18 protein-coding genes and 4 pseudogenes are annotated in these 14068 nt (G+C 57.5%); 10 read left to right on the top strand and 12 right to left on the bottom strand.

What is annotated here, in order from left to right; translation table 11 throughout:
* Positions 1 to 19 precede the first annotated feature (19 nt).
* From JNB88_RS17785 to JNB88_RS17790, 3 genes and pseudogenes are all read left to right on the top strand, one after another.
* Positions 20 to 454: a DUF2721 domain-containing protein gene (locus JNB88_RS17785; protein WP_220356591.1), complete on the top strand. Its 435-nt coding sequence runs from the start codon at positions 20 to 22 to the stop codon at positions 452 to 454.
* A 16-nt stretch (positions 455 to 470) separates the two neighbouring features.
* Positions 471 to 696, top strand: a pseudogene (locus tag JNB88_RS33640) (type II toxin-antitoxin system RelE/ParE family toxin); the annotation flags it as partial.
* Between the two features lie 377 nt (positions 697 to 1073).
* Positions 1074 to 1703 (top strand): annotated as a pseudogene (locus tag JNB88_RS17790) (glycine cleavage T C-terminal barrel domain-containing protein); the annotation flags it as partial.
* Here JNB88_RS17790 and JNB88_RS17795 read toward each other — a convergent pair.
* The 3 genes from JNB88_RS17795 to JNB88_RS34160 all read right to left on the bottom strand — a co-directional run bounded on the left by JNB88_RS17795 (position 1670) and on the right by JNB88_RS34160 (position 2529).
* Complete coding sequence (locus JNB88_RS17795) at positions 1670 to 1843, bottom strand: hypothetical protein (protein ID WP_220356592.1); 174 nt, start codon at positions 1841 to 1843, stop codon at positions 1670 to 1672. The pseudogene JNB88_RS17790 and the gene JNB88_RS17795 sit on opposite strands and share 34 nt — an antisense overlap.
* On the bottom strand, positions 1840 to 2031 hold the full coding sequence (locus tag JNB88_RS17800) for a sulfatase/phosphatase domain-containing protein (protein ID WP_220356593.1): 192 nt from the start codon (positions 2029 to 2031) through the stop codon (positions 1840 to 1842). The genes JNB88_RS17795 and JNB88_RS17800 overlap by 4 nt, the downstream gene beginning before the upstream one ends.
* A 375-nt stretch (positions 2032 to 2406) precedes the next feature.
* Positions 2407 to 2529, bottom strand: a complete 123-nt coding sequence (locus tag JNB88_RS34160; RefSeq protein ID WP_262928077.1) for a hypothetical protein — start codon at positions 2527 to 2529, stop codon at positions 2407 to 2409.
* A 446-nt stretch (positions 2530 to 2975) separates the two neighbouring features.
* Between JNB88_RS34160 and JNB88_RS33645 the strand changes: the two are divergent.
* From JNB88_RS33645 to JNB88_RS17820, 4 genes and pseudogenes are all read left to right on the top strand, one after another.
* Positions 2976 to 3212, top strand: a pseudogene (locus JNB88_RS33645) (alpha-amylase family glycosyl hydrolase); the annotation flags it as partial.
* Positions 3213 to 3484: 272 nt separating this feature from the next.
* Entirely contained in the window at positions 3485 to 4258 is a 774-nt protein-coding gene (locus JNB88_RS17810; protein WP_220356595.1) for an SDR family oxidoreductase, read from the top strand.
* Positions 4255 to 4936 (top strand): annotated as a pseudogene (locus JNB88_RS17815) (glutathione S-transferase family protein). Before JNB88_RS17810 ends, JNB88_RS17815 begins: the two are co-directional and overlap by 4 nt.
* A gap of 13 nt (positions 4937 to 4949) precedes the next feature.
* Entirely contained in the window at positions 4950 to 5186 is a 237-nt protein-coding gene (locus JNB88_RS17820) for a DUF6894 family protein (protein WP_220356596.1), read from the top strand.
* Between the two features lie 39 nt (positions 5187 to 5225).
* Here the strand turns inward: JNB88_RS17820 and JNB88_RS17825 are convergent, their stop codons facing one another.
* Positions 5226 to 5933 (bottom strand): Crp/Fnr family transcriptional regulator, encoded by a 708-nt coding sequence (locus tag JNB88_RS17825; protein ID WP_338111007.1) that lies wholly within the window; start codon positions 5931 to 5933, stop codon positions 5226 to 5228.
* A gap of 289 nt (positions 5934 to 6222) precedes the next feature.
* Here JNB88_RS17825 and JNB88_RS17830 point away from each other — a divergent pair, with 289 nt between their 5' ends.
* Together JNB88_RS17830 and JNB88_RS17835 are read left to right on the top strand one after the other, a co-directional pair.
* Positions 6223 to 6387 carry a hypothetical protein gene (locus JNB88_RS17830; protein ID WP_220356598.1) on the top strand — a complete coding sequence of 55 codons (165 nt, stop codon included), beginning with the start codon at positions 6223 to 6225 and terminating at the stop codon, positions 6385 to 6387.
* A complete protein-coding gene (locus tag JNB88_RS17835) occupies positions 6387 to 7442 on the top strand; it encodes an ATP-dependent DNA ligase (protein ID WP_220356599.1) in 1056 nt (351 codons plus the stop codon). Before JNB88_RS17830 ends, JNB88_RS17835 begins: the two co-directional genes overlap by 1 nt.
* Before the next feature lie 276 nt (positions 7443 to 7718).
* Here JNB88_RS17835 and JNB88_RS17840 read toward each other — a convergent pair whose 3' ends face one another.
* The 8 genes from JNB88_RS17840 to JNB88_RS17875 all read right to left on the bottom strand — a co-directional run bounded on the left by JNB88_RS17840 (position 7719) and on the right by JNB88_RS17875 (position 13435).
* Entirely contained in the window at positions 7719 to 8156 is a 438-nt protein-coding gene (locus JNB88_RS17840) for a response regulator (protein ID WP_223217236.1), read from the bottom strand.
* Between the two features lie 308 nt (positions 8157 to 8464).
* The gene (locus tag JNB88_RS17845; RefSeq protein WP_220356601.1) at positions 8465 to 9355 is read right to left on the bottom strand and encodes a transglutaminase family protein; all 891 of its coding nucleotides are present in this window, start codon (positions 9353 to 9355) and stop codon (positions 8465 to 8467) included.
* Positions 9356 to 9868: 513 nt separating this feature from the next.
* The gene (locus tag JNB88_RS33650; protein ID WP_223217237.1) at positions 9869 to 10318 is read right to left on the bottom strand and encodes a hypothetical protein; all 450 of its coding nucleotides are present in this window, start codon (positions 10316 to 10318) and stop codon (positions 9869 to 9871) included.
* A gap of 152 nt (positions 10319 to 10470) precedes the next feature.
* Positions 10471 to 10716, bottom strand: coding sequence for a hypothetical protein (locus tag JNB88_RS17855; protein WP_220356602.1), 246 nt, complete (start codon positions 10714 to 10716; stop codon positions 10471 to 10473).
* A 517-nt stretch (positions 10717 to 11233) separates the two neighbouring features.
* Positions 11234 to 12265 (bottom strand): IS110 family RNA-guided transposase, encoded by a 1032-nt coding sequence (locus JNB88_RS17860; RefSeq protein WP_220356603.1) that lies wholly within the window; start codon positions 12263 to 12265, stop codon positions 11234 to 11236.
* Between the two features lie 212 nt (positions 12266 to 12477).
* Positions 12478 to 12615: a hypothetical protein gene (locus tag JNB88_RS17865; RefSeq protein WP_220356604.1), complete on the bottom strand. Its 138-nt coding sequence runs from the start codon at positions 12613 to 12615 to the stop codon at positions 12478 to 12480.
* Positions 12616 to 12699: 84 nt separating this feature from the next.
* Positions 12700 to 12927 (bottom strand): hypothetical protein, encoded by a 228-nt coding sequence (locus JNB88_RS17870; protein WP_220356605.1) that lies wholly within the window; start codon positions 12925 to 12927, stop codon positions 12700 to 12702.
* A 298-nt stretch (positions 12928 to 13225) separates the two neighbouring features.
* A complete protein-coding gene (locus JNB88_RS17875) occupies positions 13226 to 13435 on the bottom strand; it encodes a cold-shock protein (protein ID WP_112343857.1) in 210 nt (69 codons plus the stop codon).
* A gap of 331 nt (positions 13436 to 13766) precedes the next feature.
* Between JNB88_RS17875 and JNB88_RS17880 the strand changes: the two genes are divergently transcribed.
* On the top strand, positions 13767 to 13967 hold the full coding sequence (locus tag JNB88_RS17880; protein WP_220356606.1) for a hypothetical protein: 201 nt from the start codon (positions 13767 to 13769) through the stop codon (positions 13965 to 13967).
* The last annotated feature ends 101 nt before the right edge of the window (positions 13968 to 14068 follow it).

Consider the following 14068-nt stretch of genomic DNA (forward strand, 5'->3'; position numbering starts at 1 on the left):
GCTCAAGATTGGAGATATGATGCTGACCGACGTTACAACCGCTGAACAGATCTCTCGCGTGATTTCGCAAGCGACCGCCCCGGCTTTTCTTTTGGGTGCGGTCGCAGCATTCATCTCGGTTCTGATCACACGCATGAACCGGATTGCGGATCGCAGCAATGCTCTGAGCGCCTTTCCAGAGGGCGACATGAGCCGGAGCCACCTTCAGGTTGTTCTTCCACGATTGAAACGGCGCGCGAGGTTGCTCAATAAGGCGATCGAGTTTGCCGTGATAAGCGGAATATGTACGACCGCACTTGTCATATTGGCTTTTGCCAGCTCTCTTCTCAACCTCAAGCATGAATACGGGGCGGCGGTTATGTTCTCAGTCGCACTCCTGTTCTTCGCCGCCTCCCTGGTGACGTTGCTGTTGGAGGTGCGCGCCGCGCTTCATGACCTCGATTTCTATGTGTAGGTGACGTCGACAGGATAGAACCAAACGATATCACGATGAGCTTTTTGCCTTTCTCGAACTCATCCCCACCAACCCAAGAATGGCGCGCGACGCAGTAAGATTTCTCCTCCTGTAAGGATCTATCCGTGGCCCACCTTGTGGTGTACCGCATCATCGAAGACGGGAGCATGTTCGTGATCCGTATCCGCCAGGGCCATGAAGATTGGGGGGAGGCTCTTTCTGATCAAGAGCGACAAGAATAAGGCTGATGACTTCACCCCAAGGCAGCCGTCAGCATGTAGTATTCTGTGTCCCGAGGTGACCATGTCCTCCATCAAGCTCCCGATCTTGCATCCTAACGCCTACGACCCCTTCGAAGACGAGGCCAGGAGGTTGGAATCCACTTCAGCCGCCTGTCGTCAATGCGGTACAGTTCGAAGCACATGGACCGGCCGTCGTACCGTGTACGGAATTTCTGGCAGAGCAGGTCGGTCTCGATCCACCACCTGCCGGTATCCAAGGGTTTGGTGAAGCGGCCAAGACCGAGGGTTTCGCCGCTGCCGTCGACGCGGCCGTTCCTGCGATAATTCAGCGGGAACTGCCGCCAAATGGGACGGCAAGGAATATCCGGCGACCGACAATATCGGCGGGCAAGACGGTCACCGCCTTCCGCATCTCCTATGTCGGTGAGCAGGGCTGGGAACTGCACATGAAGTACGAGGATGGTCTCGCCGTCTGGGACGCGCTACGCGCCACCGGCGTCATGGCCTTCGGCGTCGAGACCTACGCCAACTCGCGCCGCATGGAAAAGTCTCTACGCTTGCAGAACGGCGACCTGCTCACCCAGTACAATCTGCTGGAAGCCGACCTCGCCCGCCCGAAGGTCAAGGAAGCCGATTTCCGTGGCAAGGCCAAGCACTTGGAGTACAAGGCCCGCGAACACCAGCCGGCAATGCTCTGCACGCTTGTCATGACCGAGAACACCGACCGCAAGGGCGTCAAGCGCTACCCCGTCGGCTCCATGCCGGTCATGGACCCGGAAACCGGCAAGACCTTGGTCGACAGCCTCGGCCGCATCTCCTACACGACCTCGGTCGCCTACGGCCCGACGGTCGGCAAGAACATCGCGCTCGCCTACCTCCCGCAGGAATACTGCCAGGTCGGCCGCAAGCTGGATGTCGAGTATTTCGCCGAGACCTATCCGGTTGAAGTCATCAGCGTCGGCTACAAGCCGATCTACGACCCCGAGAACCTGAAGCCTCGTACGTGATTGCGAGCCGCCTCGCGGAAGCGGAAGGACGTCAGGCCGACGAGATTGACCATTTCGTAGGGATCGTTGTCCAGATCGTAAAGATACGCTTCCTTGTAAACGTCGGCGCGTGCCTCGTCCTTATCGTATGCCGCGGTCACGCCGTACTTCCACCGATGAGTTCGAAGTGCCCGGCCTGTTTCCGTTTGGATATCTGGAAGAAGATGTCGTCCCGCCATTGTGCTCGGCGGTCGCGGATAACAGGCCGGATCGATTTCCCGGTCATCACTTCCGGCACCTGAAGGCCTGCCGCATCAATGAGCGTTGGCGCAACGTCGATCGTCGTCAATATATTCAGCTGGTTAGGGCTTTGAGGCGGTGGGTCGACGGTTCGGATCCCATTAAGAGCATAAATACACCCCGTTTTTTGCGTGAGTAGTAAACGGGTGCGTGCGTTTGTGAAGCCAACGGCAGCCGTCCTGGGATTTTCGGTTGGCGGACCATAAACATCTGCCGACGACAAGATGATTGCAGCGCTAAGTCGCCTGACTCTGTTGCTGCGCCGCAAAATTATTCCCTGACCACAATTAGTGTCGGCAAGATCTGGTTTGTCTACGTTTCATGGACAATAATCTCGTGCGAAATTGTGCCAATACCCATTGTCAGCACGCAAGGGGCCGAACTCGAGGCTCGCTTGGAAGGGCTGGATATCGTCCACCTGCTTCTAAGCCAGTGGGGTCATCTGCACACCACCGCCGAGTAATTTCTTGGGCGGCCACATACCTCGGCTGATGGCAATACGGTGGTGTTTGCCGGCCAGGAAAACCGCAGCAACATGCTCGGCCATATCCATCTCCACGGGATGCGCAGGAAGATCCTACCCTGGTGTACTCCGGGCGCCGAAGAGGCCGAGTTTGGCAGCGGAATGGAGACTACGGCGTCCTATTGGACAGACGAGTGCGTCGGTGGTCATCTTTCTCTAAACGGTGAATTTCGCATTAACTGCCAAATCGGACCAGCGAATCTTAATTAAGTGCCCGCTCTGAACCAAAGTGCCGCGCCATCTTGTTAGAACTTAGAACTATTGGATGCGGAGTCTTCCGATTAAAATGCAGAACGACAGACGCGTCGCGAATGTCGCTCCTCTCCAAGCCGCACGGTCCCGAAGATCTGAAGCGAGCCATGTAAGCCGTCAGCCGTCCGGAATAGTCATAGGTCACGGACCGTACGTTCTCGTACAGGAACTGCCTTCAAGGCCCTTCGTTCTTTGATCTCATGCACCGGGGATGCTGAATGAGCGAATGGTGGCAACTGGCCGCGATCTACCAGATCTTCCCAAGATCTTTCCAGGATTGCGACGGCGACGGCGACGGCGAAGGAATTATCAGTCGCTTGGACTACCTCACCTGGCTCGGCACCGATGCCATAAGGCTTCGCCCCGTTTACGAGTCGCCGCTGCTCGACGGTGGATATGACGTCTCTGACTTCCGGAATATCGATCCGGTATTCGGAACACTCGCCGACTTCGACGATGTCTGCCTAGCGAGCCCGGCAGGTCCGGACTGCGCTCTTTCAGGAGAATGGGAAACCGGAAGCCGAATGCCACTCTGCGACCGAAGCCAACGCATCAGGTCACGCATGGGAAAATGGTTCAGAGCCGAAGGACAGCAAAGCAATCTGTCCAGCGGAAGCAAGAGATTTGATCGATCGGCGCCAATGCCGGTCAGAACGAAACGGAACTCAGGGAAAAGCCGGCAAATAGCGGTGCTTTGCCCCTCGTGTTCTTTCATTGGAGAACAGATATGACGAAAGTCGCGCTGGTGACAGGAGCTGGATCGGGCATTGGCAAGGCGGCTGCGGTTCTCCTCGCCTCCCGCGGATATACGGTTGGCGTCCTTGGCCATACGGAGGTTGAAATCGCCGTGACGACAGAAGAAATCAGGGCGCGCGGCGGCAAAGCAGTCTTGCTGCAGGCTGACATCTCCGACGAGAACGATATGAGAAAGGCCGTCGACGATCTCGTTGAACAAGCCGGCCGACTTGATGTCGTTGTCGCCAATGCCGGCATCAATGGCGTGTGGGCGCCGATCGATGATCTGACGCTGGAGGAATGGAACCGTACCATCGCAATCAACCTCACCGGCACGTTTGTCACGATCCGCACAACCGTGCCGCATCTAAAGCGAGCCGGTGGCGGCGCCATCGTCGTCGTGTCCTCGATCAATGGGACGCGAACATTCACGACGCCGGGCGCGACCGCCTATACTGCAACTAAAGCCGGGCAAGTGGCAATGGTGCAGCAGCTCGCGCTCGAACTGGCACGCCATCATATCAGGATCAACGCCGTCTGCCCGGGCGAGATCGAGACAAACATCGGGGCCAACACCGACCTTCGAAAGGAGGAAGAGACTGCAATCCCCGTCGTCTGGCCCGAGGGACAGGTGCCGATCACCGATGGCAAGCCCGGCCGGAGCAGAGACGTGGCATCGGTCATAGCCTTTCTTGCCTCCGACGACGCCGGCCACATGACCGGGTCGCCCGTCTGGGTCGATGGCGGCCAGGGCCTTCTTCGATGACAGACAACACCCACCCAGCAAGGCGGTCACGTCCGCCGCTGATCGTTCATCATCTTGAAAACAGTCGATCCCACCGTGTTCTCTGGCTGCTTGAAGAACTGGGGCTGGCCTATGACGTCCAACTGTACAAGCGGCAGAAGTCGATGGCTGCGCCACCGGAGTTGAAGGACGTCCATCCGCTTGGAAGGTCCCCGGTGCTGGAAGATGAGTTGAACGGCAGACGGACCCTGCTGATCGAGACAGGCGCAATCTGCGAATATCTTGTCAAGAAAGCGGAAGGTCGCCTCGGCGAGCCCGCGACATCGGAGGGAGCCATCCTTCATCGTCAATGCATGCATTATGCCGAGGGGTCGGTCATGCCGGTGCTTCGCGATGTTGGTGGCGCGCAGGATCCCATTCCTGGGCCGACTAGCGGTGACGCGGCTCAGGCCGATGCTGGACGTGCACCTAGACTTCATCGAGCAGGAACTGCGGGCGAGGCCATGGTTTGCGGGAGAGGATTTTACCGCTGCAGACATCATGATGAGCTTTCCGCTGAAAGCAGTTCGCTCCCGCAGCGGCCTCAGATCCGGTCGAACCGCAACCACGCGCTGGCTCAACGTCATTGCCGAGCGCGCTGCCTATCGTCGGGCACTGGCCAAGGGCGGGCAGTACACGTTCGCTGGTCGTGACAAGTAGAAAAGGAGGCCTCATGCGGCGCTTTTACTTTCATCTTCGCACTCAAGAGGGATTGGAAGAGGATCTCGAGGGCAGTGAACTCGAGACGCCGGAACTTGCGATCGAGGAGGCAAAACAAGCTGCTCGAGAAATGATGGCCGAAAAGGTGGCCAAAGGAGAAGTCGTCGACGGCACCCAATTCGAAATCATGGACGAAGAAGACGTGACGATTGCTGTTTTGCCGTTGAAGTCGGTCGTAAGGATCGAGTGACATCGTTCATTCACGTGTCGACAATCCAGCTTTAGAAGCTCACTGGCCATTGACGCCAATCCGTTGGGCTCCGGCAACCGGTGGAAACAGGAGCGCATACTCGGCTTCCGGCTTCCCATAGGCATCCTGCGCAAATTCCTCCAGTGCTTTTCGGTTCCTGATCGTCACCCGTCCGCGCTCCGACCGGATGAACAGATTACCTTCAAGAATATGCAAGGATGTGGTGACGCTGGGGCGGCGAACGGCAAGCATCAAAGCCATGTACTCATGCGTGATGCGAAGTTCGTCCTGGCGCAGCCTGTCATGGCACATCAGCAGCCACCGGCTCAACCGCTCGTCCACATGATGGATCGCATTGCTCAGCGCCGTGTAAGACACTTGCGTCGACAGATTATGGACGGAGCGATGAAGAATATCGGTGAGAACCGGGGATTTCACCATCACGGCCCATAGGTCTTCCACTTTGATCCGGTAGCCATATCCAGGTGACTGAATCACGGCCTCGTGCATGCTGACGGAAGATCGAACAGAGGGAGGGGTCGGGCAGAAGCCATCATAGCCAAACATCCCCGCCTCAGCCTTTTGCCCTTCCGGGGACACCGCGACAAGCGAGCCTAAACCTCGCTCCAGGAAGTAGATATGCGTGATAGGCTTGTCCGGTTGCGCCAGCACAAAGTCTTTAGGAAGATCGACGTGTTCCAGCAATGGGGTGATGGCTTCAAGCTCAGCCGCCGGAAGACGCGCCAATAGCTCGTTCTCGAACGAGGCGTATCGCATGAGGGCCTCTCTTGACTAGGGCAAGAGGTGCTATCTCTCAGCCGTTCGCGCCCATGACATATGCGAACGATAGACCCAGCCTATCATACAATTCTGATGAGATTTCGTTTGTCCGCCTCCGTACCAAGCCACCGAAGCTTACGACGCCGGCCGCAGGCGGACCGGGAGCACTGCGGTCACGGTGTCGCCTTGTCCGCAAGCGGTACAGAGAAGGAACTTTCGGTTCCGGATGAGGTTTGCTTCGTGAAGGAGAACCGCGATGATGAACGATGACAAGCACCCAGAGCAGGATCCGGCGGAAGGCAGCAGGGAGACCGTTGAGAGGGACTTGAAGCGGCAAGAGCAGGTGCGTTCGCATAAAAATAAAGAGCCGAGAAGCGAGAATGGCGCGGGCTCCGAAGCCGCCGAACCTTCGCCATTGTAATGCTTGGGGCACGGCGTCCAGCAAAGGGCAGCGAAGTGACAAAGGCAGCTCCCGAGGGTTTCAATTTCGGCCTCTCCCTTGAGATCGAACCAATGGAAGCGCGGTCCGCAGATAGCTTGCCGGCGGGCGGCGGTTGGCAATACGAGCCGAAATGGGATGGTTTTCGTTGCCTGGCGTTCAAACACGGCAGCCACGTCGATCTGCGGGCAAAATCGGGGAAGGCGCTTTCCCGGTACTTCCCCGAGGTGGTCCAATGTCTGTCTCGCCTACCCGTTTCACGATTTGTGATCGATGGGGAGCTGGTAATTGAGCTTGATGGAAAATTGTCGTTCGACGCTCTGCAGGCGAGACTACACCCTGCTGAAAGTCGCATCAGGAAGCTCTCGCTCGAGACTCCTGCGAGGCTCGTCGCGTTTGACATGTTATTGAACCCAGAGGGCACGCCGATCCTTGACCAGAGCTTGCGTGAGCGTCGCTCGGCGCTTGAGGACTTTGCGCAGGACGCAGCAAGCGCGGACCGCCTGATTTTGTCTCCGTTCACACGCGATCTAGCCGAAGCCAATCTTTGGCTATCGGGTTCCGGAGGCGATACCGATGGTGTCGTTTGCAAGCGACTAGACGGACCATACATGCCTGGCGAGCGGGCGATGACCAAGGTGAAGCGGCTACGAACGGCCGACTGCGTGGTGGGGGGCTTCCGATACCAGAGCGATAGCGAACTTGTCGGCTCTTTGCTGCTCGGCCTTTACAATAAGAAAGGCGAGCTTGACCATGTCGGCTTCACATCGACTATCACAGACGCGGAAAAGCCTGCGCTGACGAAGAGGTTGGAGGCGCTACGAGGAGGATCCGGGTTTACTGGCAAAGCTCCCGGTGGCCCAAGCCGATGGAGCACGAAGCGCTCGTCAGAATGGGAGCCTGTTGCGCCTGAACTTGTTGTCGAAGTCCGCTTCGATCACGTGACCGGAGGCCGCTTCAGGCATGGTACAAAGCTTCTCCGATGGCGTCCCGATAAGAAGCCGTCGCAATGCGATTACCAGCAGATCGAAAGATAGGACCAGGGCGCCTTGCGGTTTATTCGGAGGCTGTAATCGACAGAGGCTTCGACTACCTTAAGCATGTTGACGGGCGGTGAGCAGTGGAGAGCGATACAGCTTGTCCCGCAATTGGCGACGCGCCTTTGTTGATCACTTACGCCTGGCAATCCAAGTGCGCGGAAGGTTTTACGTCCGTCTGGATTGAGATCTCGTACGATCACACGTCCGGAGGCGCAAAGTTGGCAGAAAGATTAAGCACCCTAGACGATCCCTTCAGTTCAGTCTGACAGGCTATTACCCGATACCGCTTGTGGCAGCATCGTTCAGCAGAGTGGTTAACGCTGTGACGAGCTGAGCATGGACGAAAGGCTTCTGAAGCAAGACGCTATTGGGAACACCCTGGGCCGCCCATTCCTTGGCGCTGTCGCCTGTCATGTAGATCACTGGCATGAGGGGCTGCAATTCTCGCGCTCGCCGAGCCAAATCCCAACCGTTTGTTCGTCCTGGCATCCTCACGTCAGTTATTAGGGCGCAAAAGCGAGCAGAGTCCTCTTCGAAAGCACGTATAGCCTCATCCGCGCTCGATACTGAAAAGTGCTCGAAGCCCGCTTCCGCCACGACATCTTCGAGGGTTGCCTGAATGAGGGATTCATCTTCAGCGATAAGAACAAGCAGCTTGTTCCCGTCTGTGCTGATGATGTTCTGAGATGTCCCGTCGGAGTCATCGACCATGAGCACGTCCTGCATTGGCAGGCGGGAGCTCTTGGCCCTCAGCCGCCAGCGCCTACGAATTCGTTTGCTGACGATGAGGGACAGATAGAGCTTTACTGTGATAAGTCCATCCTTAGTCACATGGTGGACGGGGATATTGGTCAGGGCAAGAGGCGGCGTCTTGAGCCCCGCATTCTTCCGGCACCAGTTTTCGAGACACGCGGGTGAACAGGGGCGACGTTCACCGAGAAGGCGGCTGATGGTTCTCGTCCCTTCAAGATCGAAGAAGCGCCACAACGTGACAATTGAGCCACCTCAGTCCGATCATTCTATAGCCGCGCGGCTGCGGCTGGGTCCGCTACTTTGACTTCTACGGCTACGTTCATCGATAGGAAGGCGTCCGTTCCGCCCACGAAGGTTCCTGAAATCGGAACGGCTTGCGCGATATCGCGGGTCACAGCAACTGGGATGAGGTTGGCGCCGCCCATGCTGCGATTCGTGGGATCGAATGTAATCCAACCGGCGCCCGGAACGAACACTTCAGCCCAAGCATGCGTCGATCCATAGTCCGTCGAGCCGGTGAGTGAACTGTCCGGATTGAACAGATAGCCTGAGACGATCCGGGCGCCGAAGCCCAGACTGCGCACCGCCTCCACGAATAGTACGGCAAAGTCTCTGCAAGAGCCCCAACCCCGATCGAGAGTGGTCAACGGCGCCTGCGTGCCTTCCTCTTCCCGGCTCTGGTAAGAAACAGAGGAGGTGATACCAAGGCTGATATCCTTGAGGAGGGACAGCGTATCGGTCGGCGTGCCAGCGACGAAACCGCGAGCCCATGTCGCAAGCCGGCCGGCGATATCTTCGTACTGCTGAACCGCAAGCGCACCGAGATCGGTCCAATCACTCTCGGTGTACAGAAAAGGATAGTTGATTGCCGACACCGCAATGTCGAAGACGGGCCATGCAGCCGCGGTCAAATCCACGGTCGCCATGCTGTCCACCACCAAACTATCGCTGGGAGTCTGGAATGTCGCTGAGGCAATCGCATTGCCGAATACGTCATGCGACGAGCTCAGCTCAGCCTCGGGGGAAATGGAAATCTCATGGCTCAGCAGCCTGAGCTCGCGGCATTCACGTGGCCTGAGCACAAGGCGGTGAGGCGACAGCAACACCTTCTCTCGAAAAGTGTAAGTCGTACGATGATGAATGTTGAGCATCGGCATAGCAACGGACCCTAAACGCTGATGGCGAGGCCGCTGCCCCTGAGATAGGGCAAAGGCATATCTTCCGCGCGCGGCACCGGCTCATCAACGCATCAGTCCGGCAGCCCGAAGCGCACCGTTGATCACCGTGCCGACGCCTCGATCGTCCCGACCGCCGACGTTGCGCACCGCGCTCGGCTTTGCATAAACGATTGCATTTCTGAAGACTTCCGTCGCCTAGCCTATACGGCCCTCCCGTGAAAACGCGATGTCGCGAGTGTAGAGCATGAGTTCCAATCCCTCACGAGGACGTAACACCAGCAACACGAGACGATGGTGGAAGCTGAACCGGGAAGCGATAGCTGTAAGTTGTGCGGTGTCGCATGCAAAACTTCGGCATGCCCTCTCTTTGTCAGCGCGGCGCGAGTGCAAACCAATCCACTCTATCAGACCTGAGCCGGCCAAACGCCCACGGCTCTGCGTTGTCCGTTGCCGAGCTTCGAGACTCATTACAAGACCCGAGTGCCCTTCGGATCAGTCGTCGCTGATCGATGGGAGATGCAGCTTGACCTCGCGGCGCTGCTTTTCGTCCAGAGGCTCGATATGCTCCTTCCAGAAGGATGATGCCATGGCTGGTTCATCGTCCCACTTTCGCGTGCTGACGATGTTGTCGTCGACTTTCACTCGCCGACGCCCGCCGAGACGCAAGTACTCCTCCGCCAGCCGCAGGGATGGCGTCTCAGCATCTTCTCGAATTCCGATATCTTCGCTGTTTTTATTCTTCTCCAGGAACACGACCAGCGCCTCACGCTCGGGACCGAACGGCGGCTGGTTCAAAAAAGCGTCGACGGCGTAACGTGTCTCGTGGCCGCCAGAGGATGCATTCCCCCGATGGAGCAGGAAAAGCCTGCTGGTCGAAGCGTCTTTTCCAAAGAACCACTTGTCTCCATTCGAACTCGAAGCAAATTCTTGCAATTCGGTCATGTCGTAGTCCTTTTTTTCAGTTGTCAGTTCATAGGACACGGAAAGCCACGGCCTACCGGATCAGCCTGGTCGCGACGGTGATCCCGGATCTCTGAGCGTCGCAGATCAAAGCTTATGCCGGTGTCTCAAGAGTCCGTCAGACCTGTCGCCGATCAGGCGAGCCGGCGTGAAAGTGGATAGCCTGGCGCGTCATAGAGCGCGCGGATCTGGTTTGGATCGAAACGCGCCTCGTCAATCTCCAACATAGAGCCACGCTGCTGACTGTTTGGCATGTCCTCTACGGCGAAACGGAGGGCTTCGGCAGCTGTCTCGAACCGCCGATAGCGAGGGCCGCTTATTCCAGGTTTCGACTTGCCGGCGTAAAGTCCAGCTCCGCCCGTATAATCGAACCGGGTCACATTTGCGCCCTCGCGGTTGCGAAAGGATGACGGGGGCGATGGGCGGCATCTCGGACGGTCCGTTCGCTGTCGCGCAGTTCGCGCTTCCGCAGTTGCATCCGTTTTCGAAGGTTGAAGAGCTTTTCGGCACTGGAACCGGCTTCGGCGGCAGGTGAACGAAACAGCGCTTCTGCTGATTTTTGGGTGGTTGTCTAATCGCATCCCAGTCGTCAAGGTGCTTTAGGCATTCGGCGACCTTGCCGGGTTGCGGGTAGGCAACGCAGATTAAATTGATCGGTGGATCGGCGCTCAGCGGCCATGTCCTTCGGAGCTATCCGGTGCTGGGGAGCAGGGTTGTCTTCGCGGTCGACAAATGTCGCCGCACAATGGGCTTCGCAGGCAGGGCCTTCCTATGTGTAGCGCGCAGTCTCAACGAGCTGCAGCCACTCGTAGCGGAATGATCCAACCGACGTCCGCAGCAGGGACGCTCAGTGCCTCAAATCAGGTTTGACGCGCTGAGGGCGGAAGCTGGCGGTTGCTATGCGGTGGCGCCAGCCGATGCGTTGAAGACTTCTCCTGTCCTGAGCATGCTGTGCATGATGACCGCGAGCTTCCGGGCGACTGCCACCGCAGCGCGCTTGAAGCCCAACCGCTCACGCAGCTGGAGCCCCCAGCTCTTGAGGCTACTCTCGGTCCTGGCACTGGCGCTCGTAAGAAGCACTGTCGCCGCTTCATACAACAGCCCCCGCAGATGGTTGTCACCTCTACGCGAGATATGGCCGTTATAGTCGACCTCACCTGACTGGTAGCGCCGCGTTGTCAGCCCGAGCCAGGCACCGACCGAGCGCGACGTTCGGAAGTTGTCTGGATCTTCAATCGCTGCGATGTAGGACACCGCCGTAACGGCTCCAATGCCTGGGATCGTCGTCAGAAGCTTCGAAGCCTGGCTCCGCCGTGCCACTGCGAGCAACTGGCGATCAAGATCGGCCGCGCGCTTGCGGATGTCGCGCCACGCCTCAAGCAGGGGCAATATGATCCGTGCAAGGTCGTCATTCCCAGCCAAAAACTCTCTCACATTGCCATCAAACACCCGACCCGTTCCTTTAGGGATGATAAGGCCGAACGTCTTCATCAGGCCGCGGACCTGGTTGCTAAGTTGGGTTGAGATGTTCAGCAGCTGATTGCGGGCGCCGACCAGCGTGCGCGTCAACATACTGTCAAATGACTTTACCCGGACCGCCTTGTAGAAGCCGGCTTCGGCTAGCTGGGCCAAGCCATCTGCATCATTGGCATCTGTCTTGTTGAGCGTCTCGTTCAATATCTTTTGCGCGTGCCGCGCTTCGATGCAGATAGCCGGGATCCCCTCCGCCGTCAGTGCGTGATAGAACCACGTCGACAGCGGCCCCGTCTCGAATATGACGCGTTTTGCGTTCGGGGCATGCTTGCGGATCACCTGCGCCAACACCTTTGGATCCGAAGCGCGCTTCCCCCGCCAGATCCGCTTCCCGTCCTCCCGGATCGAGATCGCAGTATCTTTCAATGAAACGTCGAGCCCTATATATTGGTCCATGGTTGCCTCCATTCGATGTTTGGGCCCGGTTCCAATCGTGAGCCCGTATTTCCATCCTATCGGGGGCAACCAACCCAGACAGCATCATCTTGCAAATAAGTTGCCGGGGGCAGCCGCACCGCGATTACCCCATGTGTAGCTTGTCATTTTGTCCTCGAATAATGAGCGCGGTATCGCGCCCTTTGCGATGATATTGGCGTGACAGCGCCGAGCTATTTCTTGCTGACACTCGCCGTGTGGCCGCCCGTGAGCTTGGCCTGCGAGCCAGAGGGCGCGGGTGTCACTGTTGCGGTCTTGTCTTTTTTCGGTTTACGGATTTCGCGGTTGCTACGCGTTTGGCCTTTGGCCATGGGCTTATCCTTCGGCGCGCGATAAATGTCGGCGCTGTTTGAGCTGGAGTGATTTGGGTCGGCGTTTGACCAGAAGGAAAGTTGCTAAACTGGGAGGAGCGTTCTACCCTGTAGTACCGTCCTCATGCGGGTTTTTCCGCCGACGCCGAAATCGGGAAAGGCACTCATCGCCGCCAAGGGCAGGTTCCGCTGAGCGTTTCGGGTAACCGCGGTTTCGAGAAGCGCGCGAAGGGTCGCTTGCTCATGATATCCAAACGTATTGGAACGAGCCAGATTTTGTGAAACGTAACCGGAATACTCGTTGGAAGACATCGTGTCCTCCTCTCGGTTGGGTAGAGCCATCGGAAAGACAGCGATACCTAGGCCACGGCGACTACGTCTGCCACATGCCTGCCTCGCCGTTTGAGCAGGCTATTGTCATTTCCGCCTGCGATGCCGATCGGGCCGAATGTTGCAGCGGTCGAGACCGGACCCGTCTTTGCAGACGCCTCGGAGATTAAAATTGCCAATCTGTGGCGGGAAACACAAAAGGCCGGGCATGAACCCGACCTCTCACAGTCATTCAGCCTTGCTGCCAGTACATCCGTGGTCAGCGGTGCGAATGACGTTATTATGCCGCCTGAAGGTTGTCGGCAGAGTTCTTCCCGGACTTGCGATCCTGGACGATGTCATAAGTTATCTTCTGACCATCCGAGAGCGAACGCATGCCAGAGCGCTCGACGGCAGACACGTGCACGAACACATCCGTGCTTCCATTGTCAGGCTGAATGAAGCCGAAGCCTTTGGTGGAGTTAAACCACTTTACAGTACCAGTGTTCATAACGATTTCCTTTCATAGCAATCGTTGTGGTTCCCGCGATGCCTTGCGGGATAAGATCGATTATTTGAGAGGAAATCCAACGGGAGCATTACGCTCTGGAACGACGTCACAAGCATTGGTCGATAAACAATATATAGGCTCAATTTTTAGTTTTGCAATACCTATCTCGTTTTTGTTTTAAACTCCTGGTGTCTTGGTCGTATCGAACCTGTGTCACGCAGCCAGCCTCACGTGCGGTCGACAAAACTCCGGCCCCCAGAATGAACGGCCCTGAATCCCCAAAGGAGCTTTCGCTGCACACGACAAGGGTACCTCGTGGGCTATGCCCTTGATGAGATTGATCTCGGTGACGGGTCTGGTGGGCGAGACCGAGGGCCTCGCCGCTGCCGTCGACGCGGCCGTTCCTGCGATAATTCAGCGGGAACTCGCCGCCAAATGGGACGGCAAGGAATATCCGGCGACCGACAATATCCGTCCTGATGTCCGTGCTCGTGTAGCGCTCGCTTGCGGCGTAGCCGGCCTGAACTGCTAGCAAAGCTGTCACGGATGCAAGAAGCCTGAGCATCGTCGAGCACCGGGTTATTGGTATGATGTGCGTGGTACGTCAACAAACACTGGTCGGATCACAGGCTG

Origin of the sequence: Rhizobium cauense, from assembly GCF_019511525.1 — a bacterium.
Taxonomy (GTDB): domain Bacteria; phylum Pseudomonadota; class Alphaproteobacteria; order Rhizobiales; family Rhizobiaceae; genus Rhizobium; species Rhizobium cauense.